Below are 24,039 nucleotides of genomic sequence, written 5' to 3' on the forward strand. Positions count from 1 at the left end.
GATGCCGGGGTTCAATTTGCCGCAGACAGTTGCGGGGAAAGAACCGATTGAATAAATGAAGCCGCAGTCGTGAAGGCTACGGCTTCCCATTAGGATGCGGTGCCTATACATGAAGGGCGCCGGGATAACAAGGGCCAAGGAGCCGCAATACGCGGTCTTTGAAGGCGATCGGAGACGATTTGGCAGAGCAGGCAGAGCTTGGGGAAAAGAAGTCGCGTTCGCTAAAGCCGCTCGGCAGGTTGACACCTTATGTGGCACGCTACCGCGGCATGGTCGCCGGCGCGCTGGTCGCGCTTGCGCTAGCGGCTGTCACCTCACTCGCCATACCGCTTGCCGTGCGCCGCATGATCGACCACGGCTTCACGCAGGCCGATGGCACCTTCATCAACAGCTATTTCGCCATGCTGATGGTCATGGCCATCGTGCTCGCCGTTGCCAGTGCGCTCCGCTACTACTTCGTTATCACCATCGGCGAGCGCATCGTTTCGGATCTGCGCCGCGATGTCTTCTCGCATGTCACGCGGCTGTCGCCCTCTTTCTTCGACGTCAACCAGTCGGGCGAGATCGTCTCGCGGCTGACGGCCGATACCACGCAGATCAAATCCGCTGTGGGCGCGACCGCTTCCGTGGCGCTTCGCAACCTGATCCTCTGTATCGGCGCGCTCGGCATGATGATCGTGACCTCGCCAAAGCTTTCCAGCCTCGTCATCGTCGCGATCCCGATCATCGTGTTTCCTCTGGTCGCTGGCGGCCGCTCGGTGCGCAAGCGCTCGCGCGCCGCGCAGGATACGCTGGCAGAGGCGTCCGCTTTCGCCAGTGAAACGATCGGCGCAACCCGCACTGTTCAGGCCTTCAACGCCGAAACTGCTGCGGCCGACCGCTATGGGTCGGCCGTCGAATCCGCCTACGAAGCTGCGCGCTCCGCCGTTTCATCGCGCGCTTTGCTGACGGGGATTGCCATCACCCTCATCTTTGGCAGCGTCGTCGCCATCCTCTGGTTTGGCGCGCATAGCGTTCTCGCCGGTACACTTTCGGCCGGTACGCTTGGCCAGTTCCTGCTCTATGCCGTCATCGCTGCCGGCTCACTCGGCGCTTTGTCCGAGGTCTGGGGCGAGCTTTCGCAAGCGGCAGGCGCAGCCGACCGGCTGACCGAACTCCTCGATGAGCTCTCGCCGATCGCCGCTCCCGCAAACCCGCAGGCACTCCCGTCGCCTGCCCAGGGCCGCGTGGAATTCAGTGGCGTACACTTCGCTTATCCGTCCCGTCCCGGCAAATCGGCGCTGCACGGCCTTGATTTCGCGGTCTTGCCGGGAGAAACGGTCGCGATCGTTGGCCCGTCCGGCGCCGGCAAGAGCACGGTCTTCTCGCTCCTGCTGCGCTTCTATGATCCGCAACAGGGCTGCGTGAAGATCGACGGCATCGACGCCCGCCAGGCAGATCCGGATGCCTTGCGCCAGCGCATCGCCATCGTGCCGCAAGATGTCACCATCTTCGCGGCCTCGATCCATGACAATATCGCCTTCGGCTTCCAGGGAGCGACGCGTGAGCAGGTTCGCGCGGCTGCAATCGCAGCGCAGGCCGACGAATTCATCAATCGGCTGGAAAAGGGTTACGACACTGAGGTCGGCGAACGCGGCGTGACGCTATCCGGTGGCCAGCGCCAACGTATTGCCATTGCCCGCGCGATCCTGAAGAACGCCCCGATCCTGCTTCTGGACGAAGCAACATCGGCACTTGACGCCGAGAGTGAAACGCTGGTGCAAAGAGCTCTTGACGGGTTGATGCAAGGCCGCACGACGCTGGTCATCGCTCACCGCCTCGCCACTGTTCTCAAGGCCGACCGCATTCTCGTCATGGATCAGGGCCGTGTGGTGGAGGAGGGCACACATCAGAGCCTGATCCGGCAGGGCGGCATCTATGCGAAGCTCGCCCGCCTTCAGTTCGATGCGGCCAACGAGGACGTGTTGGCAGCCGCCAAGTAAGCTGCCGCCGCGTCGCATCGCGGCTAAATCCGCCTCAACGCTTCGTCCAACAAAGCACTGCCCGATCCTCAACGCCGTGGCACCGTATGCTTGCCCTTTTTCGATAGCCCAATGCAACTGACGACGATTGATGCCCTGCACTTGAATTCTAATTAAGGTAGTGGAAAAGCTCACAATTCTGGGCTAGCCTCCGCAAGGCTGATGCACGATTTCAGCATACCAGGAGGGATCCATGTACAAATTTGAAATCTACAAGGACAAGGCCGGTGAATTCCGCTTCCGCTTCAAGGCATCCAACGGCGAGACCATGTTCTCGTCCGAGAGCTATAAGGCGAAGGCATCCGCAATGAACGCCATTGAATCCATCAAGAAGAATTCGCCCGGTGCGGAAGTGGTGGACCAGACCAAGGCGGACGCCTGACCGGAAGTGGAGGCGGCGTCAGTCGCCTCCTGCGCCTGCTTGTCGGCCTGTTGTCCTGCAGGCATCTTGTACCCCAACTTTTTTCGACATCGATGTCGAAATGACGACTGCTGAAACCTCATTGTTTCGGAACGGCCCGGAGCCGCGCCACCGGAGCATTGCAGACTTGGCGATTTCGGCCTTACATGCTGCTGCCCGGTAAAACGCCATCAGAGGATCAGGAGTTTCCGATGCAATACGCTCTTATCATCCGTGAATCCGCAGAAGACTTTTCCCGCCGCGGCGAACCCGCTTACCGCGACGGCTGGATCGCCTATACAAAGGCGCTGGTACAGGCCGGCGTCATGGCCGGCGGCGCCGGTCTGACTGCACCTGAGACCGGCACGATCGTGCGCCGCAAGGGCGATAATCATGACGTACAGGATGGTCCCTACCCGGAAGGCAAAGAATCGCTTGGTGGCTTCTACGTGATCGAGGTGCCGGATCTCGATACGGCCCTCGAGTGGGCGACACGCGTTCCCGTCTCCGAACAGGGCTCCGTTGAAGTACGGCCTCGGCTGCAAATGACGTGAGGCCGTCGTGACGTCAGATGCAGAGCGCGCGACCGAAAAGGTGGCGCGCCAGTCCTACGGCAGGCTTATCGCCTTTCTCGCCGCCCGCTCGGGAGATGTGCCTGCGGCAGAAGACGCCCTGTGCGACGCGCTGGCAGCTGCTCTACGAACGTGGCCCGAACGCGGCATTCCCGACAATCCCGAGGCCTGGCTGCTCACCGCCGCCCGCCGCAATCTCATACAGGCCGCCCGCCACAGGAATGTGCGCGACAATGCTCGCAGCATGGTCACGCTGGCTTTCGAGGAAGCCGAAGAGCGCATGAACGATATCGAAAACGCCGTCTTCCCGGATGAGCGGCTGAAACTGCTTTTTGCCTGCACGCACCCGGCAATCGATAAGTCCGTTCACACGCCGCTGATGCTTCAGACCGTGCTCGGCATCGACGCGAAAACCATGGCGCGAGCCTTCGTCGTTTCGCCCGAAGCCATGAGCCAGCGCCTAGTGCGGGCGAAGATGAAGATCCGCGATGCCGGCATCCCCTTTGCCGTTCCCGAACGGCACATGCTGCCAGAACGGCTGGCGGGCGTTCTTTCGGCGATCTACGCCGCTTATGGCTTAGGCTGGGATGGGCTTGACGGCGAGGAAGACGGTCGCACTGGCCTGACCGGCGAAGCCATCTGGCTTGGCCGTGTGCTCATGACGATTCTGCCTGAGGAACCGGAAGTCATGGGCCTGCTCTCGCTGATGCTTTACTGCGAGGCCAGAAGAAGTGCGCGGCGGAGTGCCGATGGCGCCTACATACCGCTTGAGGAGCAGGATACCGGCCGGTGGAATGAGATCATGATGGCCGAAGCCGATACGCTGCTGCGCAAGGCTGGTTCTTTCGATCGCTTCGGTCCGTTCCAATGCCAAGCGGCGATCCAGTCAGTGCACGCCACCCGCCGCCGGACAGGGATCACTGACTGGCGAGCTCTCGTCACTCTCTATCAGGCGCTGATCGCGATGAAACCGACGCTGGGCGCAAAGATCAGCCATGCCGCAGTCATCGGCAGGTCAGAGGGCGCCGTCCCCGCGCTCGCTCTATTGGACGATCTGGAGCAGCATGCCGTTGGCAGTTATCAACCTTATTGGGCGGTGCGCGCGCATCTGCTCTCGGAGCTCGGTGAAAGCGATGCCGGGGCGGAAGCTTACAGGATCGCGATCGGCCTGAGCGACAGCCCGGCCGTCAACAGCTTCCTCACCGGCAAATTGCAAGCGGTTATTTCTCGGTCAGCTTGAGTTCGATGCGACGGTTCGTAGCGCGCGCCTCCGGCGCATCGCCGGGCGCAATCGGCTGGAATTCGCCAAAACCTGCCGCCACGAGACGGTCGGCAGGCACGCCCTGGGCGATGAGGAACTTCACAACCGAAATCGCGCGGGCGGATGAGAGTTCCCAATTGTCGCGATAGCGGCCCGAGCCCGATAGAGCGACATTGTCGGTATGCCCGTCGACACGCAGCACCCAGTTGATCTCGGGCGGAATTTCCTTGGCGAGATCGAGCAAGGCTGTAGCAAGCTTTGCCATTTCCGCCTGGCCGTCTGGATTGAGATCGGCACCGCCGGATGGGAACAGCACTTCAGACTGGAAAACGAAGCGGTCGCCGACAACACGGATGTTCTCGCGATCGGAGAGGATCTCCCGCAGCCGGCCGAAGAAGTCCGACCTGTACCGATTAAGTTCCTGCACGCGCGCCGCCAGCGCCACGTTCAGGCGACGGCCGAGGTCGGCGATCTTGGCTTGCGAGGTCTGATCCTTTTCCTCGGAGGCTTGAAGCGCTGCCTCGACTGCGGCAATCTGGCTGCGCAGGGCGGCGATCTGCTGGTTAAGGAGTTCGACCTGGCTCAAGGCCCGGTCGCTTACCTGTTTCTGCTCATCGAGTTGCTGCGTCAGCGTCCCGATCTGCTGCTTTGCGGCATCCTGGCCACCCGCACCGGCGCTGAGCAGCGCCTGCAGGCGCGAACGCTCGCCCTCGGCACTTGCGAGCGAAGCCTGCAGGTTGGCGACGGAATCCTGAAGATCCTGATTGCTGCCTTTTTCCAGCGCCAGCAACTGCGTGAGCTCGTTGATCTGGCTGTTGAGGCGCGTCAGTACTTCGTCACGACCGCTGATCTCCCGGCTGAGAATGAACTGGCCGACGACGAAGACCGTGAGGATGAACATGATGGCGATAAGCAGCGTCGACAGGGCATCGACGAAGCCTGGCCAGTAATCCACCGCGCGTTGGTGGCGGCGGTTGCGAGCAAGAGGCATGGCTTACTTGCCCTCGCTCTTTTCGACCTGACCGGACACCCGCTCGCGCGCCTTCTCGCTGCCACGGTCCGGCACCCCAATACGCTCGGCTAACCGGTCGAGCGTGCGGCGCATGGCCTTTGCCTCGTCCTGCTGTACCTCGATCCAGTCGCGCAACATCTGCTGCTCGTTGCGCATATTCTTGACGAGGCCCTGGATGCCTTCGGCAAGGCTCGCCATGGCCGCGACCGACCGCTGGCTAGCCGGGCCGCCCTCTTCGGCAACCTTGCGCAGATATTCCGAAAGCGCCTTCATCTCTTCCGAGGAGCCGCCGGAGACCGCATCGAGCGCCGGCATCGGAACGTCCGAGCCGACATCGGTAACCGAGGAGAGCCAGTTTTCCAACTCCGTATAGAACCGGTTTTGCGCGCGGCCGGCCTGCAGATCAAGGAAGCCGAGGATCAGCGAGCCCGAAAGACCGAGCAGCGATGACGAGAAGGCCTGACCCATGCCGGAAAGTGGTGTCGCAAGCCCTTCCTTCAGCGTCGAGAGCACATCGCCCGTGCCGTTCGAGCCGGCATCGAGCGACTGGATGACGGAGCTGATCGATCCAATCGTGCCGATGAGACCCCAGAAGGTGCCGAGAAGGCCGAGGAAGACGAGAAGGCCAATGAGATAGCGGGAAACGTCGCGTGATTCGTCGAGCCGATTGGCAATCGAATCCAGAATGGAGCGCAACGCCGTCGTCGACAAAGCGACCCCGGACTTGCGGTTGCCGATTAGCGCCCGCATCGGTGCAAGCAGTCGCGGATTCCGGTTCACCTTGTCGGCGCTGCCTGCGGCGCGGAAGGAGTTGAACCAGCGCACTTCCGGGCGAAGCGACAGCACATGGTTGAAAACAAGAATGATTCCAACGGCAAGAACGCCGAGAATGAGGCCGTTAAGGCCCGGATTATGCATGAAGGCGGTCTGTGTCTGCCGGAACAGGATGGCCGCGATGAAGCCCACGATGATGAGGAACAGCAACATCGTCCAGAAGAACGACATGGGACTTGAGAGTTTGTAGGCGTAGCCGCTCGTGGTCTTCTCGGTCGAGCCGAACTCGGCCACATTCACATTTTCCATAGGTTCCTCGGCCTCCGGACTAATTGCAGCCGGAGACTAGATCAACATTGTGCCGAATTGAAGTATGCGCCGCCGAAAAGCGGGACTTTACAACAGCCTGTTGCTGGACCTTTTAGCGGGTCGGGACGGGGCGCTTGACGACGTCCATCAAGGCCTTGTGGATGTGCTCGTTGCCGGCGACAATCGCGCCCGTTTCCAGGATCGAGGTGCCGCCGTCCCAGTCGGTCGCAAAACCGCCTGCTTCGCGGATGAGCAGGATGCCGGCCGCCACGTCCCACGGCGACAGCGCCGTTTCCCAGAAGCCGTCGAAACGGCCGGCTGCCACATAGGCAAGATCGAGCGAGGCTGCACCCATGCGGCGGATGCCGGCGACTTCACCCATCACGTGGCGCAGTTCGACCAGGAACTTGCCGTGATTGCCGCGGCCGAGATGCGGCACGCCGCAGCCGATAACGCTGTCGGAGAGCACGCGGCGCGATGCGACACGCAGGCGCCGGTCGTTCAGGAATGCACCGCCTCCGCGCTCGGCAGTGTAGAGCTCGTCGGTCGCCGGGTTGAAGACCACGCCAGCCACGATCTCATTGTTGCGCTCGAGCGCGATCGAAACCGCAAAGGCTGGAATGCCGTGCAGAAAATTGGTCGTGCCGTCGAGCGGATCGACGATCCAGCGATGCGCGCCATCGGTGCCCTTGATCTCTTCGCTCTCCTCGCCAAGGAAACCATAGGTCGGGCGGGCCTTGAGAAGCTCTTCCTTCACGATCTTCTCGGCCTTGCGATCGGCATTGGAGACGAAGTCCCCCGGTCCCTTCACGGATACCTGCAGGTTCTGCACTTCCCCGAAATCACGCCCCAGCGATTTGCCTGCCTTGATGGCAGCCTGAACCATGACATTGAGAAGAGCAGAACGGGCCATGTGGGCATTTTCCTTGGATAACACGGGACACGCTGTCAGGGGCGGGATATGTCCCTGAACGCCGGAAGCGAAAGCGCTGCATAGATTGGCGGCCTCAAGACCACAAAATCAGGAAAATTTCAAGGGGAATGCCGTTTGGCAGGGCGAGACGGCGACGCGCATTCGCCGCCTTTCCATTTTTCAGTGTCCGAAATTCAAGACTTCTGCTGCGTGATCAGCACTTCGCGGGCGATCTGGTCGAGCGGCAGGATACGGTCCACGCCGCCCTTGGCAATAGCTTCCTTCGGCATGCCGAAAACGACAGAGGTCGCTTCGTCCTGTGCGACGGTATAAGCGCCGGCCTGGTGCATTTCCAGCATGCCGCGCGCTCCGTCATCCCCCATTCCCGTCATGATAATGCCCATCGCATTCGAGCCGGCAGAACGGGCAGCCGAACGAAAGAGCACGTCAACCGACGGGCGATGGCGGGAAACCAGCGGTCCCGGTTTGACCGACACATAATAACGCGCACCTTGACGTTCCAGCAGCATATGCTTGTCGCCAGGCGCGATCAGCACATGACCGCGCAATACCGGATCGCCGTCGGCCGCTTCTTTGACCTCAACCTCGCACAGGCCGTTGAGGCGCTTGGCGAATGCCGCAGTGAATTTCTCAGGCATGTGCTGGACGATCACCATGCCCGGCGCGTTGGCAGGCAGCGCCTCCAGAAACCCGCGCAGAGCCTCCGTCCCACCGGTCGAAGCGCCGACGCAGACGACCATTTCCGTCGTCTTCGCCATGGCCCGGCCGGTCGGCGGCGGCAGCATCGCATCGGCGGTCAGCTTCTTGGCGGGCCCCTCCGCCGAAGCCGAACGGACATTGCCCGCCGCACGGCGCATATTGGCAAGCCGTGCATACGAGGCGCTCTTGACTACTTCGCGAATACGCATCGCATCGTCGGTAAGACTGTCGGCGGCGCCGATCTTCGATTTCAAAATGACATCGACGGCACCAGCCTCCAGTGCCTGGATCAGCGTTTCCGAACCGGCCTCTGTGAGCGAAGAGCACATGACGACCGGGATCGGTCGCTGCGACATGAGCTTACGCAGGAAGGTGATGCCATCCATACGCGGCATCTCGACATCGAGAGTGATGACGTCGGGGATTTCTTCCTGAATCTTGCGCGCCGCCATGAACGGATCCGAGGCAACACCCATGATCTCGATGTCCGGGTCTTCTTCCAGAACCCGCGTCAGCGTCTGCCGCACACTGGCTGAATCGTCGATGATGAGGACGCGGACTTTTTTGGCCATGAGACCCTCTCAGATGCGCTGGAACACCGTATTCGAAACCTGCTTCAACGGAAGGTCGAAGCCAGTGATCGATTCGGAGTGGCCGATAAACATGTAACCGCCCTTGGCCAGGCATTCGCAAAGACGGTTGAGAACACCTGCCTGCGTCTGTTTGTCGAAGTAGATCAGCACGTTTCGGCAAAAAATGAGATGCATCGGGTCGCCGACCGGATATTTCTCGTCCATCAGATTCATACGGGCAAAGCCGACACGGCTGCGCAGCTTCGGCGAAATGCGAACCTCGCGCCGGCCGTGCTGCTTGGCAACCATGACATATTTCTTCTGCAGGTCGTACGGCACGGGAGCGACCAGATCCTCGGCGTAAATGCCCTTGCGCGCAGTCTGAAGCACATCGGTGGAGAGATCGGTTGCGAGTACATTATAGGATACGTCATTACGCCCCTCGACGAACTCGTTGAGCACCATTGCCATCGTGTAGGGCTCGGCACCCGTCGAGCACGCCGAACTCCATGTGCGAATCGTCCGCACACCGCAGTCGGCGAGGGCAGGAAGGGCAACCATCTGCATATATTCGAAATGCTTGGCTTCCCGGAAAAAGTCGGTTTTGTTGGTTGTCACGACATCGATGAGGTAGACGGTTTCCTGATCGAGACCACCCTCATTAAAAAGGAAATCGCAATAGTCGTCAAAGCTTGAGTGACGTGTGGCACGCAGACGCCGGCGCAGACGTCCCTCCAGCATCGTCAGCTTCGTCGGCGGCATCTTGATGCCGCTATAGTTGTAGATGAACCGGGCAAGCTTATCGAAATTACGCTTGCTGATCCTGTCGCCCGGCAATTGGGTTTCTACCGCTGCCATACTCATAACGCGCAATGCTCCGGATAGGTATTCAGGGCCTCAGGCGGCCGGTTGCAGAACAGAGGCATCTTCCCGCGACAGAAGCCGGGCAAGATCGACGATGACGACGAAGCCGTTCTCGCGGCGCACGACGCCAGCGATGTAATCCGACCGCCAGCGTATGCCGATATCGGGTGCGGACTCGATCTGATCGCGGCGGAATGGCGTCACCTCGAAAACGCGGTCGGCAACGAGGCCGAGCGTCAGAACGCGATTTTCCAGGGGAACGTCGAGAACCAGAACCCGCGTATGGGGTGTCGGCACCGTCTTCGACATGCCGAGCTTCAGACGCAGGTCGATCGTCGGAACGCCCTGGCCGCGCACGTCGCGCAGGCCGAGCAGATAGTCGGGACCATTCGGAATCTTGAAGGCTTCCGCATAGTCGAGGATTTCGCGCACCACCTCCACCGGAACGGCGAAGATCTCTTCGCCCAGGCTGAAGGTCACGAATTGAGCTTCCAGAGATGTTGTTGCCATATCGAGCGCTTTCGTTGGATTCGGGCGCCCCATTATCGGGGACGCCTGTTAATATATTGGAAGGACCTGATACTCAGGCGCTTTCCTTGAATTCGGCGTCCCCGTCGTCTGGGCCGCCCATCGACATATCGAGGGCAAAGCCCTTGGCGCGTGCCTGCTGGGCTGCGACCGTATTGGCAGCCGCAGTCTTCTTGGCAACCGGCTTGCGGCCTCCGGTCGGAAGAGGCGTGCGGACGCTGACTTTGGCAGCCGGGGCGCGGGACAGGCGGTTGCCGGCCATGTCCACCTTGAAGAAGGCGATCGAGGCTTGCAGTTCTTCAGCTTGTGTGGCGAGCTCTTCGGAGGTTGCAGACATCTCTTCGGAGGCGCCGGCATTCTGCTGCGTCACCTTGTCGAGCTGCTGGATCGCCTCGTTGATCTGGGCTGCACCGATATCCTGCTCGCGGCAGGCCGCGCTAATCTCAGAGACCAGTTCGGCCGTCTTGCGGATGTCGGGAACCAGGCGGCCAAGCATGTCGCCAGCCTCCTGCGCCGCCTTTACCGTATCCCCGGACATCGCACTGATTTCAGCGGCTGCCGACTGGCTGCGTTCTGCAAGCTTGCGCACTTCCGAGGCGACGACCGCAAAACCCTTGCCGTGTTCACCGGCACGCGCGGCTTCGACGGCGGCATTCAGGGCGAGCAGGTCGGTCTGGCGGGCGATTTCCTGGACGATGCCGATCTTCTCAGCGATCGTACGCATGGCCTGGACAGCGCGCGAGACCGCCTCACCCGAAACTTCAGCGTCCTTGGCCGACTGACGGGCGATTTTCTCCGTCTGGGCGGCGTTGTCGGCATTCTGCTTAATGTTGGAAGCCATCTCTTCCATCGAAGCGGAAGCCTCCTCAGCCGAAGCTGCCTGTTCGGTTGCGCCCTGCGAAACCTGTTCCGAGCTGGCAGACAGTTCCTGGCTGCCCGAAGAGACGTTTTCAGCTGCGGCAATCGCATCGGCGACGACACCACGCAGGCGCTCCACCATCTGCTCCAGAGCAATGCCCAACGTATCCTTTTCCGAAAGCGGCTTCGGAGAGACGGTCAGGTCGCCATTCGAGATCTGGTTGGCGATCTGTGCCGTGTTGCGGAGATTGCCGGTCATGACGTTGATCGTATCGACCAGATCCCTGATTTCGTCGTTGCTCTTGATCTCGATCTTCTGGTTCAAATCGCCGATGGCGACGGCGTTGGCAACGTTCATGATCTTGCCTAGACCGCTGTTGATACCGAGTGCAATCCACAGCGCAGCAGCGAAAGCGATGAGGGAAGCCCCGATAGCTAGGCCGATCAGCAGGTTTCTGGTGTTGCCGTAGAGGAGTTCGGTGTCGTCGTCGGCCTGGGTCATCGACTTCTGCTGAAGCGCGACGAGCGTCTTAAAGACGTCCTCCAGTTCCGCCACGATGGCGCGAACCTCTCCGCCGGAGTAAGCCGTCGCCGCTGCTCTGTCGCCACTGTCCTGGATGGAGGCAACTTTATTAGAACCTTCCACGAAGCGTTTGCTGAGCTCCACCAGCCTGTCCCAAGTGGGTTTGCCGTCAGCCGTTGCGAGCTGTTGGCCGCCTGTCGCGAATGTGAGCATTTCGTCCATGCTCTTCGCCGACTTTTCGTAGTTCTTCTTGGCCGTGTCGGGATCCATTTCCAAGAGGGCGTTCTTTTGCCACCTGATGGCATCGAGCTCGGCAGCTTTTGCTTCCAGAGCCAGTTCCAGGCTTTTTGCAGGGCCCGCGATCAGATTGCCGACAGAGTCGTTCAGCGAGCTGAGGCTGATAATTCCATAAACTGCGCTGCCCACCAGCAACAGTATGACGAAGCCGAACGCGGCCGCGAGCTTGAGCTTGATCGTGATACGCATCGCAATACCCCTATTTGAAAGCGACGTAATAAACGTGGACCGATGGTTCCGGTTGCTGCGTCATGCAGCAAGAAATCCGGTAGGCGTAGACAGGTCGCACAAAGGTTTTGCGGCCTTGCATTCGGCGTTCCCGGTCGCCGGAGGCTTGTGTCAGAGGCCGCACATGCGCAGCCCCTGACGGGATAAGCGCTCAGGCGCTTTCCTTGAATTCGGCGTCCCCGTCGTCTGGGCCGCCCATCGACATATCGAGGGCAAAGCCCTTGGCGCGTGCCTGCTGGGCTGCGACCGTATTGGCAGCCGCAGTCTTCTTGGCAACCGGCTTGCGGCCTCCGGTCGGAAGAGGCGTGCGGACGCTGACTTTGGCAGCCGGGGCGCGGGACAGGCGGTTGCCGGCCATGTCCACCTTGAAGAAGGCGATCGAGGCTTGCAGTTCTTCAGCTTGTGTGGCGAGCTCTTCGGAGGTTGCAGACATCTCTTCGGAGGCGCCGGCATTCTGCTGCGTCACCTTGTCGAGCTGCTGGATCGCCTCGTTGATCTGGGCTGCACCGATATCCTGCTCGCGGCAGGCCGCGCTAATCTCAGAGACCAGTTCGGCCGTCTTGCGGATGTCGGGAACCAGGCGGCCAAGCATGTCGCCAGCCTCCTGCGCCGCCTTTACCGTATCCCCGGACATCGCACTGATTTCAGCGGCTGCCGACTGGCTGCGTTCTGCAAGCTTGCGCACTTCCGAGGCGACGACCGCAAAACCCTTGCCGTGTTCACCGGCACGCGCGGCTTCGACGGCGGCATTCAGGGCGAGCAGGTCGGTCTGGCGGGCGATTTCCTGGACGATGCCGATCTTCTCAGCGATCGTACGCATGGCCTGGACAGCGCGCGAGACCGCCTCACCCGAAACTTCAGCGTCCTTGGCCGACTGACGGGCGATTTTCTCCGTCTGGGCGGCGTTGTCGGCATTCTGCTTGATGTTGGAAGCCATCTCTTCCATCGAAGCGGAAGCCTCCTCAGCCGAAGCTGCCTGTTCGGTTGCGCCCTGCGAGACCTGTTCCGAGCTGGCCGACAGTTCCTGGCTGCCCGAAGAGACATTCTCCGCAGCGGCAATCGCATCAGCGACGACACCACGCAGGCGCTCCACCATCTGCTCCAGAGCAATGCCCAACGTATCCTTTTCCGAAAGCGGCTTCGGAGACACCGTCAGGTCGCCGTTCGAGATCTGGTTGGCCACTTCGGCAGTTGTGCGCAGGTTCGTCACCATGCTGCGCATCGCGATGCCGAGAACGTCCCTGTCCGACAGGGGCTTCGCATCGACGGACAGGTCGCCCATGGCGATCTTGTCGGCGAGTTCTGCCGTATTCTTCAGATTGGCGGTCATGACGTTGACCGTATCGATCAAATCCTTGATCTCATCATTCGTCTTGACGGCGACATTCTGATCGAGATCGCCGATCGAAACGGCCTTGGCTACCATCGCAATCTTCTTCAGGCCGCCGTTGATGCCGAGCGTGATCCAGAGAGCCGCGCCGATCGCGATTAACACGGCGATTCCGGAGGCGGTGCCGAGGATCAGCTTGGTGGAATTATAGAGATCGTCGTTGGCCTGATTGGTGGCCTTCATGCCTTTGCGCTGGATGTCGACGAGCGCCGCAATCGCTTCACCCATATCGTTTGTCATCCCACGCAGTTCGCCAAGCGAGAGAGCCTGCGCACTGGCCTGATCGCCCTTTGCGTCGAGCTGCTGCAGTTCGGCGGATTTCTCGCGGAATTTCGCGCCGATGGCCTGCAGCTTTTCCCAATAGGGCTTGCCTTCGGGCGAAGCGATCGCATGCCCCTGATTTACGGCTTCGATCATGGTCTGCAGATTCTGATCGGCTTCCTTGTAGAAACCGTCGGTCGTCTGCGGATCGGTCGAAAGCAGAGCATTCTTCTGAGCACGGATAGCATTGACTTCGGCCACATTGGCCGTAAGCGCGAGTTCGAGACGGCGCACGGGGCCGTCGATCATTGCAGCACTGGCGTCGTTCAGAGTACCGAGACTCATGCTGCCGTAAGCGGCAACGCCAACCAGCAAAAGGGTCATCAGGCCGAAAGCAAGGCCCAGTTTCAGTTTGATCGTGAAGCGCATTTGAATACTTCCCTTGAAGTAAGTCGACAGAACTGGGCATCGCGTGACGTCCGGGCATGGACCGTCATTCCGCCGCTCACGGCGGCATGCATGCAGAATTATTCGATTGCTGGAGATCATCGTCGCTTGTTCCGCATGCCCGTCGTCACGGACCCTGCCGGAGCTCACGATCGGCCTTTTAAAACCGCAGCGCGTCTGACTGCGGAAAATCCCGCCTTTCGGAAGGAAGCTTGATGTTCTGCCTCCTGCTGAAGCCTATAGGCGGAGATCTGCCGATCGATACCAGCGCATACACACGCTGGGCATTTCCTGAAGCCGCGGGCCACAGGTCCGCGGTAGCTCTCGTATCTGCGAAGCGCTCAGGCGCTTTCGCGGAAATCGTCGTCACCGGCGTCCGGACCGCCCATCGACATATCCAGGGCAAAGCCCTTGGCGCGTGCCTGCTGGGCGGAAACCGTATGGCCGTGATTGGGGTTATGCGTCGCTGGAGAGGGCTTCCGCGAAGCGGTAGCCGGGGCCTTGACCACCTTGGCAACCGCTTTCGACGCTGTCTTCTTTACGCCAGCGCGTGTCACGCCGGCCGCATCGACCTTGAAGAAGGCGATCGAAGCCTGCAGTTCCTCGGCCTGAGCGGCAAGCTCTTCCGAAGTAGCCGACATTTCTTCCGAAGCCCCGGCATTCTGCTGAGTCACCTTGTCAAGCTGTTGGATGGCCTCATTGATCTGCGAGGCTCCGATATCCTGCTCGCGGCAGGCGGCGCTAATCTCGGAGACCAGTTCGGCAGTCTTGCGGATGTCAGGAACCAAACGGCCAAGCATTTCGCCGGCATCACGGGCGGCCTTGACGGTGTCGCTCGACATGGAGGAGATCTCTGCGGCTGCCGACTGGCTGCGTTCCGCCAGCTTGCGGACTTCGGAAGCCACAACCGCAAAGCCCTTACCGTGCTCGCCGGCGCGCGCGGCTTCGACAGCAGCGTTCAGAGCGAGCAGGTCAGTCTGGCGGGCGATTTCCTGTACGATGCCGATCTTCTCGGCAATCGTGCGCATCGCGTCGACAGCACGGTTGACGGCGTCCCCGGAAGCTTCCGCATCCTTGGCGGACTGGCGGGCGATCTTCTCGGTCTGGGCGGCATTGTCGGCATTCTGCTTGATGTTCGCCGCCATCTGCTCCATCGAAGCGGAGGCCTCTTCAGCCGAAGCCGCCTGTTCGGTCGCGCCCTGTGAGACCTGCTCGGAACTAGCCGAGAGTTCCTGGCTGCCCGACGAAACATTATCGGCGGCAGACAAGGCATCGGCGACGACGCCGCGCAGGCGTTCGATCATGACATTGACGTTGCCAAGCAATTCGCCGATTTCGTCATGCGCCGTGATTTCCGCCATCTTCGTCAGGTCGCCTTCGGCAACTTCGCGGACAACGGTGTTGGCGCGGCTGAGACCCTTGCTGATGGTGTTAGCGATCCAGAAGGCAGTGAGGCCGGCAATTAACAAAGCTACGGCGGCAACTGCAATCATCGTCGTGCGCGTCGTGGCATACTGCTGATCGGCACCGTCATCGGCATCCTTCATACGCTGCTTCTCGAGCGCCAGAATTTCATCGAGTGTAGCATCAATCTCGTTGGCTGCCTGACGCGCCGTGGTAACCGAGATATTGTTGGCGCCGTCCAGATTGCCGTCCTTGATGAAAGTTCGGATCTGGTCGTCGGCCTGATTGAATGCCTTGGAGAGTTCGGCAACACGTTCCCAACGCGCCTTGCCTTGCTCGGTCGCAAGCTTCGTCACGGCAGCGAATGCATCGGCGAAATCCTTGCGAGCCTTGTTGCCCTTTTCGATCGCACCGGAAGCGTCGTCGACATTGCGTGCGGTCAGGAGGTTCTTCTGCTGACGGATGGCTTCGAGCTGGGCGATGCTGATCTGCTGTGCCAGGTCGAGGCGCGCCGCAGGACCGGCAAGAAGATTGCCGATCGCATCGTTCAGCGAGCCCAGGCTGAAGATGCCGTAGGCAGCCGTGCCCATGAGCATGAGAATGATAAAGGTGAACGCAGTCACCAGCTTTGTCTTGATCGTCAATCGCATCGTCTTAACCCCTCGATGATCGCCCCCGGCTAGTTGACGGCCCCCGCCGTCTCATGCCTCGATGAAAAAATTGCCTGCAAATTCGGGAGGATGATGAACTCGCCCCCCCTTTTGACCAGGCAGTTGATGTAGTCGGCGCGCCAGCGCATGCCGACGCTCGGCGGCGGTTCGCTGGCGCTCTTCGTCAGCGTCGTCACCTCGTTCACCTTGTCGGTCCGCATGCCCACGAGTGTCTGCTCCCCCTGCAGATCGACCTCGATGACAATGATGCGGCTGTCGATTGTCGCTTCCGAAGCTTCCATCCCGAATGCGAGGCGAAGATCGGCAAGCGGAATGACTTTGCCCCGGAAGTTGATGACGCTGGCGACGAAAGGCTGTGCGCCAGGAACCGCGGTCTCCGGAAGCAGATCCAGGATTTCCTGGACGATGACCGCTTCCAGCGCAAAAGTCTCACCGTTGAGATCGAAAGTGAGGACTTCGACTTCTTCGGCATAATTCCAGTGATGGTCCATTTTTTCGGCTGTTGCTGCTGTGCTCATCCTGCCACGCGCAATTGCGCCTCCTGTTGCTGACCCGCGGCAACGAGGTGCCCGACGTCAAGAATGAGGGCGACGCTGCCGTCGCCGAGAATGGTGGCGCCAGAGAAGGTCGCCACGTCGTTATGCAGTTTCGACATCGACTTGATGACCGTCTGGTGGTCGCCGATGATCTGGTCGACGACGAGGCCGACACGTTCGGTGCCCGTCGAGATGACGACCACCTTCTGATGCACGTCCGGCTTGGTGCCGGTGCGGAAGAGATCGCGAAGCCTCAGGAACGGCACCAGGCTGTCGCGCAGCGAGATGAAGCTGCGTCCACGCGAGCGGAGGTCTTCCTCCAGCGACAGTTCGAGGCATTCCTCGACCGCCGAGAGCGGGATGACGTAACGGCCGGACCCGACACGAACCAGCAGGCCATCGATGATGGCGAGCGTCAGCGGAATGCGGAGAGAGACTTCCGAGCCCTGCCCCGGCAGGCTGACGATCTCGATGGCGCCACGCAGAGCGTCGACCGTCTTCTTCACGACGTCCATTCCGACGCCGCGGCCGGAGAGATTGGTGATCTGCGCGGCCGTCGAGAAGCCCGGCGCGAAGATAAGCTGGAGCAGTTCCTGATCGGAAAGCGGCTGGCCGGGCGCGATGAGGCCTGAAGATTCCGCCTTGGCGCGGACCCGCTCGCGGTTGATGCCACGGCCATCGTCCGTGATGGAGATGATGACTTCGCCACCGGACTGGCGGGCCGACAGCGTCACGGTGCCGGCTTCCGTCTTGCCAGCGCCAAGGCGTTCGGCTGGCGGCTCGAGGCCATGGTCGATCGAGTTGCGGACCAGATGGACAAGCGGATCAGCAAGACGCTCGATGACGGTTTTGTCCACTTCGGTCGTTTCGCCCTCGGTGACGAGTTCGATGACCTTTCCGGTTTCGCGGGCGAGGTCGTGTACGAGGCGGCGGAAGCGCGAGAAGAGCGTTCCGACCGGCACCATGCGCAACACCATCATCGTGTCGCGCAGCTCACCGGAGAGACGTTCGATTTCTTCCGAAACCGAGCGCAAGGCAATATCCGAACTGGAGCTCGCCAGCTGGCTGAGGCGCGACTGGGCTATAACGAGCTCGCCGACGCGATCCATTAGCTCGTCGAGACGCTCTGCCGGAACTCGGACGTTTTCCTGCGCCTTTGCCTGGGGTGCTGCCTGGGCGGGTGCTTGTGCTTCGCGCTTTACCGGAACGGCCTCGACCGGGCGGAACTCCGGCGCAGCAGCGGGCGCTGTTGCGACGGCGACTGGAGCGGCGGGAACCGGAATAACGGGAGCGGTCTCGTTCTTTGCCTCTGCTACGCCCGCCTGCAGACCCGCGATTTCCTGAACGTCGAGTTCCATATCGTCCAGGACGAAGATGAAGACGTCGTCGATGGCGGACCGATCCTGCTCGCTCGTCAGAACAACTTCCCAGGAAACATAGAGCTCGGTGGGAATCAGATCGTTGAGCGGCGGAATGCCTGATGTGTTTGCACGAACTGTACATTCTCCGAGATCACGCAGTTCATCGAGAAGCCCGAGCGGGTTGGTGCCGTTGGCCATGGCATTTGCCGGCAGGCTGAAGCGGATACGCCAGGTCGTCGTCTTCTTGGCAGGAGCGGCCGGAGCGACAGCGGATGCTGCAGCGACAGGCGCGGCGGCCTCATTGGCCTCCGCCTTGCCGCCGACGGCGGCCTGAAGTTGGGTAAGCAGCTTCTGACCGGCATCGCCATGATCGGCATCGGGCTGTTCGACCAGCGCTCGCATGTGATCCTGAGCAGCAAGAACGGCGGCGACCAGCTCGGCGGTCGCGGAAACCTCGCCTTTGCGGACGCGGTCGAAGGCCGTTTCGCAGTGATGTGTGAAAGCGGCAAGAGCCTCGAAGCCAAACATCGCACCCGAGCCCTTCAGCGTGTGAAGGCCGCGGAACACGGCATCGACGAGATCCTTGTTTTCAAGGTCGTGGTTGAGGTCGAGAAGGCCCGCTTCGATGGCCTCAAGGCATTCGGCCGCTTCGGTACGGAAGACTGCGACTGGATCAAGCGAGCTCATCTGCCAAGAACCTTCTTCACGATCTTAACGAGATTTTCCGGATCGAACGGTTTGGTGAGCCAGCCGGTGGCACCAGCAGCCTTGGCGCGCGCCTTGAGGTCGGCATCGGATTCCGTCGTCAGGAAGATGATCGGCACACCGGCCTGGGCGGGCAGCTTCCGCAGTTCTTCTATCATCGTCAGCCCGTCCATAACCGGCATGTTGAGGTCGGTGACGATCAGGTCGAAATTGCCACTCTTGGCAGTTGCCAGACCCTCGGCGCCATTGACGGCTTCGGTGACGGTGTAGCCTGCATTGGTCAGCGTGACCTTGGTGGTCAGCCGGATGCTGGCGGAATCGTCGACGGTCAGGATGTTTGCGCTCATAACGTCACCTCTTTATGCAACCAGAACTTCTGGTCCTCTTGATCGAAGGCTTCCACAAATCCGGCGCGCTCAAGAACCTTGAGAAGCGAACCGCCAGCCGGAGTTGAAAGGGTAAAAGTCTTGCCTTCTGCCTTGGCCTGACGGCGGGCCGCTTCGATGAGCTGAAGAAAGCTGAGATCCGCTTCCACGTTTTCAGGAAGACTTATAATAATTGTATTATTATCACGAAATCGACCAATAATTTTCGTATATACTTCTGATGCATTCCGAATGCTCAGCATTTCCGGAAGAGATATAGATTCGCAATATTGTGTCTGAGTATCCAATGCAGCCTCCATGGTCGGAGAAATACTTAGCGACCCTAAAAGGACTCTCATGACAGGCTTAACACCGCGTAAACAGCGGTTGTAGGAAAGTGCAATTACAGCGAGTCTGGACTCCCTGAATTTTCATCGGGGATAATTTATAATGACGCTTTCTCATATTATAAAATGACGTGAAAAAACAATGTGATACCTGATATATGATGCCTAGCTTATAAAATCTTGCCGAATAGTTTGATGGGTTGTTAATCACAACGTTTACGAGTCTGCGCCGTTTACCTGCCGTTTCCATCCTGCGCGTAAAAATAGAGTCAAATTGCCTGTGTTTATAAGTAAAGGTACAAAAGTGACAAACGCGACGGCATCGGCACAGACTGCTTTTTTGGCATCGGATTCGGATATCAGCCAGACTTTGGAATCGGCGCGTACCCAGGTCGAGGAACGCTTTCTCGAAGGTGGCACTGTCCTGTTGTCTGTGATGGATGTCCTCAATCGTCTGTTGTCGTCGCTCGACCAGATCACCAAGGCGCTCGACAACAATAAGGCGAGTGACACCAGCGCCGATCTCAATGCAACCGTCCGGAATCTCATCGAGCTTCCTAGCGCTGAGGAAAACCGCCAGCAGGCGCTGGCGGCGCTTGCCCATACCGGTTCGGAACTGCATCGGCACGTTGCTGACATGCAGGAGACGATGCGTTACCTGCGCACCTTTGCGGTCACGGTGAAGATAACGGGCGCCGGCCTCCCCGAATTCGCCGGTTTCGCTCAAGAGATCCTCGAACGCATCTATTCCGGGACCGACGAAGTCAATCGCTTCGCCACCCATCTCGACAGCCTGCAGAAAGAGGTCAAGCTCGCCCTCTGCGTCGGCAATAATCTGGCGAAGAACTATGCCGATACCGTTCCCGCCGTTGCCAGGGCACTCCAGGACGATGCGAAGAAGATTGCCGATCACCGCCAGAATCTCGCCGTGATCGCCCGCGACGTCGCCGCCATTGCCCGTGGCGTACAGGGCAAGGTCGCGTCCACGCTTTCAGCGCTGCAGGTCGGCGATATCACCCGTCAGCGCATCGAGCATGTGCAGAGCACTTTTTCGATGCTAGAGGATTTCCTTGCAGGCGAGGATGGCGCAAAACTTGATGCAGATGCGCGCAAGCGCCTGCAGAACGTTATTCACCATCTGACGGCTGCTCAGATGGCGGAGATGTGCACGGACTTCCAGCGGGATTCCCGCAATGTCGTGCAGACGATCGCGAGCTTCAGCCAGGATACGCAGGAAATTCTGAGCTTGCGCGACAAGATGAGCGGTCAAAGCGATGGCAACGGCGGCAATTTCATGCGCGCGCTGGAATCCAGCGTCTCGGCTGCCCAGGAGATCGTCAAACAAGTTGATGCCGCAAGCCGTCAGGCCGATCAGGTCAGCCAGTCGACGCTCGGTACAGCCGCGACCCTTCTGCGCTCTATCGAGACGATCCGCTCGGTCAAGACCGATATCCACTATATGGCACTGAATACCAATCTGCGCTGCAGCCGTCTTGGAGAAGAGGGCAAGTCGATCAACGTTGTCACCGCCGAATTGCGCATCTTTGCCGGCAAGCTTGACGATTCAGCCGATGCCATCGTCAACGGCCTTCCAGCGCTCGAAGCCTCGGCAGGACGCGTCGCTCCTGCCGGCAGTGCCACGAATGGCGGCCTTGCCGAAAGCCTCACGTCGGCCGTCGGCACGATCCGCGCTGCGGCCAACCTGATGGAAGATGGGCTCAAGGTGCTTGCCGAACACGGCCGCGAGGTCTCGGCGAAGATCAGCCTGCTGATCGGCAAGCTCGATTTCCAACATGATCTCGGCGATGCGCTCGCCCGTTGCGCCGATGTCCTGGAAACCGTTGCCGGCGACCAGATCGCCGATATTTCCGACATTGCCGTGGCGATCGCCCCGCTCGACCGCAAGATCTTCAAGCTCTACACCATGGTACAGGAACGCAATGTGCACCGCGACATCATTCCCGCTGCCGAGGAAATTGTTGCAACGGCCCCAGCAGAGTCCGCCAAGGTTCAGAGCGACGAGGATCTTTTCGAAGATGCTCTATTCTGAGAACCTACGGTCTAGTTGATGCGGCGAAACTTGTTCGCCGCCTCGATTGCCGCCTTCTGCTGACTATCCTCGATGCCAAGGTAGAAATCCTCGAGCGACGGGTCGCTCAGTCCGGCTCGCCGCGAAAGCACATACCATTTCGCAGCCTCAATCGGATCGGGCGGTGTGCCGATCGCATTGATGTAAAGATGCGCGAGCTTGTTCTGCGCAACGACATTGCCGCGGTTGGCGGCAAGCTTCAGCCATTCGAAGCCATGCACATAATCCTTCGGACCGCCGACGCCATTGACCAGCCAGATGCCCATATCGAGCTGGGCCGTATCGAAGCCCGCGCGCGCCGCGCGCGCCATCCATTCGCGAGCCAGCCGTTTCTTTTCCTCTGGAATGTCCGGCACCTGCTGATAGATCTGCGCCACTGCATATTGCGCGTCTGCGACGCCCTGCTCCGCCGCCTTTTCATAATAAGGCAAGGCTAGCTTCAGCCCCTTGTCACCCGGATTGTCGGCTACGAGCGTCTGCGCCCAGTTGAACTCCGCAGAGGAATTCCCCCCATCGGCCGCCTTGCGCATATATTCGTCGGCCTTTGCCTTGTCGCGCTTAACGTTGTTGCCCTCCATGAGGAGCAATGCATATTTGAACATCGCCGCCGGATCGCCGCCCTCCGCCGCCTTGCCATACCAGAAGGCGGCATTCTTCATGTCCCGCTTGACACCGAGGCCCTGCGACAGGATTTCGGCGATCAGCGTTTGCGCTGACGGATCGCCGAGCTGCGCCCGCGGAAGCGCCTTGTCCATTGCAGTCAGATAATAACCGCGCTGATAGGCACCGAACGCCTCATCGACCGTACCCTTGTATTCCTTTTCAGGCGGCAGGTCGGGCAGTTTCGCACCCATGCGGTCGAAAACCCCGACACCGTCAGACGGCACGGTGCCGCTCTCCGGCTGCGGCCGATCGGTCCGGAACGTCTGACTGGGGGTTGTAGAGGGTGCGGTAATCGCGTCGCTCGCCTGCGCCAGCGCAAACTCCGGTGCCCCCGCAAGCAGGGTGGCCATGCAAAGGAGAGCGCATCTCGAAAAGCGGACAGGGATCGGCATCAGCGCGATATCAAACCTCAAACCGTGGCGCTTTTTCGTCAAGCAAGGCATTGATCTGGGCGATGATCGAGGGTGCCTGTGCCGGCTCAGCAAACACGCCCATGCGCATCGCGACGAACTCCGCACCGGTCTCGGCAACGGCAAGTGCGGAAACAGGATCGGTGCCGCCCATGACGATACATGGAATCTCGATCATCGAGGCCCACCATTCCGCAAGCGCGAGGTTTTTCGGATGCGCCTCCGGCTTGATGTCGCCGTCGAGCTTGCCGAAGAAGATATAGTCCGGCCGCTCCTCGCCGACCTCAAGCGCCGTGTGCCGGTCAGCCGCGTTACCGCCACCGACGATAAGCTTGTCCGCATAACGATCGATCGCATCGGCAATCTCGGTCGCCGGGCCGGTGATATGCAGGCCATCGGCCTTCGAACGGCCGACGACGCGGCTGTCGCCGGCAATCAGCGCCGCAGCACCGGCGGCCTGAATGATGGGCACCAGCTTTTCGGCATGTTTCTGAAAGCCGCCTTCATCCAGACCGTATTGCGGCAGAATGACAGATGCGACATCGCCGCCTTTCAACGCATCGGCAACGATCTTTGCCCGCTCATCGACATCGGCGATATCGGGCAGAACGAGAACAAGACGGCAGCGGTTTTCCGGTTCGGTCATGAAGTCTTTCCATCTGTGGCGGTTTTTCCCGCTCTATGGCGGATCCGCACTCGTTTTGAGTGAGTAATTCCGATAGAGGGGGCTTGCAAGGGGAGGAACTTCAAAAGCATGCCGTTAGATTTGACATTCTATTACGCCGCAGTCCCCGCGGTCATCCTCGTCGGGCTTGCCAAAGGCGGAATGGGCGACGCTTTGTCGCTGATCGGCCTTCCTTTTCTCGCTCTCGTCGTCGCACCCGTAGAAGCCGCCGCAATTCTGCTGCCCATCCTTGTCTTCATGGACATGATATCGCTGGTGATCTGGCGCCAGCACGGCGACTGGACGACGCTGAAGGTCATGTTGCCGGGCGCTATTCTCGGCATTGCCTTCGGCTGGGCCACCTCCGCTCTCGTGCCGGGCAGTATGCTGCGCATTCTCATCGGCGCCGTTACCATCGCCTTCTGCCTGCGCTATTTCTGGAACAATTTTGGCCCTGGCAGGGGAAAGATCGTCCCGCCGCGGCCCCAGCGCCCGGTTCTGGCGAGCCTCTGGAGCACGTTTTCCGGCTACGGGAGCTTCGTCGCTCATGCAGGTGGCGCACCCTTCCAGATTTACGCCCTGCCGCTCAAGCTGCCGCCACGCGAATTCACCGGCACCAGTGTGCGCTTCTTTGCCATTCTGAATGCAGTAAAACTCATTCCTTACTTCGCGCTCGGCCAGCTCGACACTCGCAATCTCATGACCTCTGCCACCCTCCTGCCCTTCGCCCCGCTGGCAACGATGGCGGGTGCATGGTGCGTGCGGCGCATGAAACCGCAGGTGTTTTATCCCTTCATGTACGCCATGGCGCTGATCGCTGCTTTCCTGATTCTGCGCGAAGGCGTGCTCGAATAGGGGTTGCGCCCCGTTGCAA

Annotated in this window: 21 protein-coding genes; 6 read left to right on the top strand and 15 right to left on the bottom strand. The window is 60.3% G+C overall.

Annotation, left to right across the window (positions count from 1 at the left end; genetic code table 11):
• Nucleotides 1-179 precede the first annotated feature (179 nt).
• The 4 genes from FHX15_RS16265 (at nucleotide 180) to FHX15_RS16280 (ending at nucleotide 4,233) form a co-directional block, all read left to right on the top strand.
• A complete protein-coding gene (locus FHX15_RS16265; protein ID WP_184398811.1) occupies nucleotides 180-1,982 on the top strand; it encodes an ABC transporter transmembrane domain-containing protein in 1,803 nt (600 codons plus the stop codon).
• A 232-nt stretch (nucleotides 1,983-2,214) separates the two neighbouring features.
• Nucleotides 2,215-2,403 carry a YegP family protein gene (locus tag FHX15_RS16270; protein ID WP_184398813.1) on the top strand — a complete coding sequence of 63 codons (189 nt, stop codon included), beginning with the start codon at nucleotides 2,215-2,217 and terminating at the stop codon, nucleotides 2,401-2,403.
• A 230-nt stretch (nucleotides 2,404-2,633) separates the two neighbouring features.
• Entirely contained in the window at nucleotides 2,634-2,975 is a 342-nt protein-coding gene (locus FHX15_RS16275; RefSeq protein WP_184398815.1) for a YciI family protein, read from the top strand.
• Nucleotides 2,976-2,982: 7 nt separating this feature from the next.
• Complete coding sequence (locus FHX15_RS16280) at nucleotides 2,983-4,233, top strand: RNA polymerase sigma factor (protein ID WP_184398817.1); 1,251 nt, start codon at nucleotides 2,983-2,985, stop codon at nucleotides 4,231-4,233.
• Here FHX15_RS16280 and FHX15_RS16285 read toward each other — a convergent pair.
• From FHX15_RS16285 to FHX15_RS16345, 13 genes are all read right to left on the bottom strand, one after another.
• On the bottom strand, nucleotides 4,214-5,245 hold the full coding sequence (locus FHX15_RS16285; protein WP_184398819.1) for a peptidoglycan -binding protein: 1,032 nt from the start codon (nucleotides 5,243-5,245) through the stop codon (nucleotides 4,214-4,216). The two genes, FHX15_RS16280 and FHX15_RS16285, sit on opposite strands and share 20 nt — an antisense overlap.
• A gap of 3 nt (nucleotides 5,246-5,248) precedes the next feature.
• Nucleotides 5,249-6,349 carry a MotA/TolQ/ExbB proton channel family protein gene (locus tag FHX15_RS16290; RefSeq protein ID WP_184398821.1) on the bottom strand — a complete coding sequence of 367 codons (1,101 nt, stop codon included), beginning with the start codon at nucleotides 6,347-6,349 and terminating at the stop codon, nucleotides 5,249-5,251.
• A gap of 112 nt (nucleotides 6,350-6,461) precedes the next feature.
• On the bottom strand, nucleotides 6,462-7,262 hold the full coding sequence (locus tag FHX15_RS16295; RefSeq protein WP_184398823.1) for an inositol monophosphatase family protein: 801 nt from the start codon (nucleotides 7,260-7,262) through the stop codon (nucleotides 6,462-6,464).
• Nucleotides 7,263-7,456: 194 nt separating this feature from the next.
• Nucleotides 7,457-8,554, bottom strand: coding sequence for a chemotaxis response regulator protein-glutamate methylesterase (locus tag FHX15_RS16300; protein WP_184398825.1), 1,098 nt, complete (start codon nucleotides 8,552-8,554; stop codon nucleotides 7,457-7,459).
• Nucleotides 8,555-8,563: 9 nt separating this feature from the next.
• Nucleotides 8,564-9,418 carry a CheR family methyltransferase gene (locus FHX15_RS16305; RefSeq protein ID WP_184398827.1) on the bottom strand — a complete coding sequence of 285 codons (855 nt, stop codon included), beginning with the start codon at nucleotides 9,416-9,418 and terminating at the stop codon, nucleotides 8,564-8,566.
• 33 nt (nucleotides 9,419-9,451) lie between these two features.
• Entirely contained in the window at nucleotides 9,452-9,928 is a 477-nt protein-coding gene (locus tag FHX15_RS16310) for a chemotaxis protein CheW (protein ID WP_184398829.1), read from the bottom strand.
• A gap of 73 nt (nucleotides 9,929-10,001) precedes the next feature.
• The gene (locus tag FHX15_RS16315) at nucleotides 10,002-11,813 is read right to left on the bottom strand and encodes a methyl-accepting chemotaxis protein (RefSeq protein WP_184398831.1); all 1,812 of its coding nucleotides are present in this window, start codon (nucleotides 11,811-11,813) and stop codon (nucleotides 10,002-10,004) included.
• 190 nt (nucleotides 11,814-12,003) lie between these two features.
• Nucleotides 12,004-13,932, bottom strand: coding sequence for a methyl-accepting chemotaxis protein (locus FHX15_RS16320; RefSeq protein ID WP_184398833.1), 1,929 nt, complete (start codon nucleotides 13,930-13,932; stop codon nucleotides 12,004-12,006).
• A 359-nt stretch (nucleotides 13,933-14,291) separates the two neighbouring features.
• Nucleotides 14,292-16,004, bottom strand: coding sequence for a methyl-accepting chemotaxis protein (locus FHX15_RS16325; RefSeq protein WP_184398834.1), 1,713 nt, complete (start codon nucleotides 16,002-16,004; stop codon nucleotides 14,292-14,294).
• Nucleotides 16,005-16,033: 29 nt separating this feature from the next.
• The gene (locus FHX15_RS16330) at nucleotides 16,034-16,543 is read right to left on the bottom strand and encodes a chemotaxis protein CheW (RefSeq protein ID WP_184398836.1); all 510 of its coding nucleotides are present in this window, start codon (nucleotides 16,541-16,543) and stop codon (nucleotides 16,034-16,036) included.
• Nucleotides 16,540-18,609, bottom strand: coding sequence for a chemotaxis protein CheA (locus tag FHX15_RS16335; RefSeq protein WP_184398838.1), 2,070 nt, complete (start codon nucleotides 18,607-18,609; stop codon nucleotides 16,540-16,542). The genes FHX15_RS16330 and FHX15_RS16335 overlap by 4 nt, the downstream gene beginning before the upstream one ends.
• Nucleotides 18,606-18,974 (bottom strand): response regulator, encoded by a 369-nt coding sequence (locus FHX15_RS16340; protein ID WP_112544064.1) that lies wholly within the window; start codon nucleotides 18,972-18,974, stop codon nucleotides 18,606-18,608. The genes FHX15_RS16335 and FHX15_RS16340 overlap by 4 nt, the downstream gene beginning before the upstream one ends.
• Complete coding sequence (locus tag FHX15_RS16345) at nucleotides 18,971-19,300, bottom strand: STAS domain-containing protein (RefSeq protein ID WP_184398839.1); 330 nt, start codon at nucleotides 19,298-19,300, stop codon at nucleotides 18,971-18,973. The genes FHX15_RS16340 and FHX15_RS16345 overlap by 4 nt, the downstream gene beginning before the upstream one ends.
• Before the next feature lie 343 nt (nucleotides 19,301-19,643).
• On the opposite strand from FHX15_RS16345, the gene FHX15_RS16350 reads away from it, so the two are divergent.
• Nucleotides 19,644-21,389, top strand: a complete 1,746-nt coding sequence (locus FHX15_RS16350) for a chemotaxis protein (protein WP_184398841.1) — start codon at nucleotides 19,644-19,646, stop codon at nucleotides 21,387-21,389.
• Between the two features lie 11 nt (nucleotides 21,390-21,400).
• Here the strand turns inward: FHX15_RS16350 and FHX15_RS16355 are convergent, their stop codons facing one another.
• Nucleotides 21,401-22,483 carry a tetratricopeptide repeat protein gene (locus tag FHX15_RS16355; protein ID WP_184398842.1) on the bottom strand — a complete coding sequence of 361 codons (1,083 nt, stop codon included), beginning with the start codon at nucleotides 22,481-22,483 and terminating at the stop codon, nucleotides 21,401-21,403.
• Between the two features lie 10 nt (nucleotides 22,484-22,493).
• Nucleotides 22,494-23,147 (bottom strand): thiamine phosphate synthase, encoded by a 654-nt coding sequence (locus FHX15_RS16360; RefSeq protein WP_184398844.1) that lies wholly within the window; start codon nucleotides 23,145-23,147, stop codon nucleotides 22,494-22,496.
• Nucleotides 23,148-23,255: 108 nt separating this feature from the next.
• Between FHX15_RS16360 and FHX15_RS16365 the strand changes: the two genes are divergently transcribed.
• Nucleotides 23,256-24,020 (top strand): sulfite exporter TauE/SafE family protein, encoded by a 765-nt coding sequence (locus FHX15_RS16365; RefSeq protein WP_184398846.1) that lies wholly within the window; start codon nucleotides 23,256-23,258, stop codon nucleotides 24,018-24,020.
• Nucleotides 24,021-24,039: the final 19 nt, after the last annotated feature.

The organism is Rhizobium sp. BK650, from assembly GCF_014195325.1.
GTDB lineage: Bacteria > Pseudomonadota > Alphaproteobacteria > Rhizobiales > Rhizobiaceae > Rhizobium.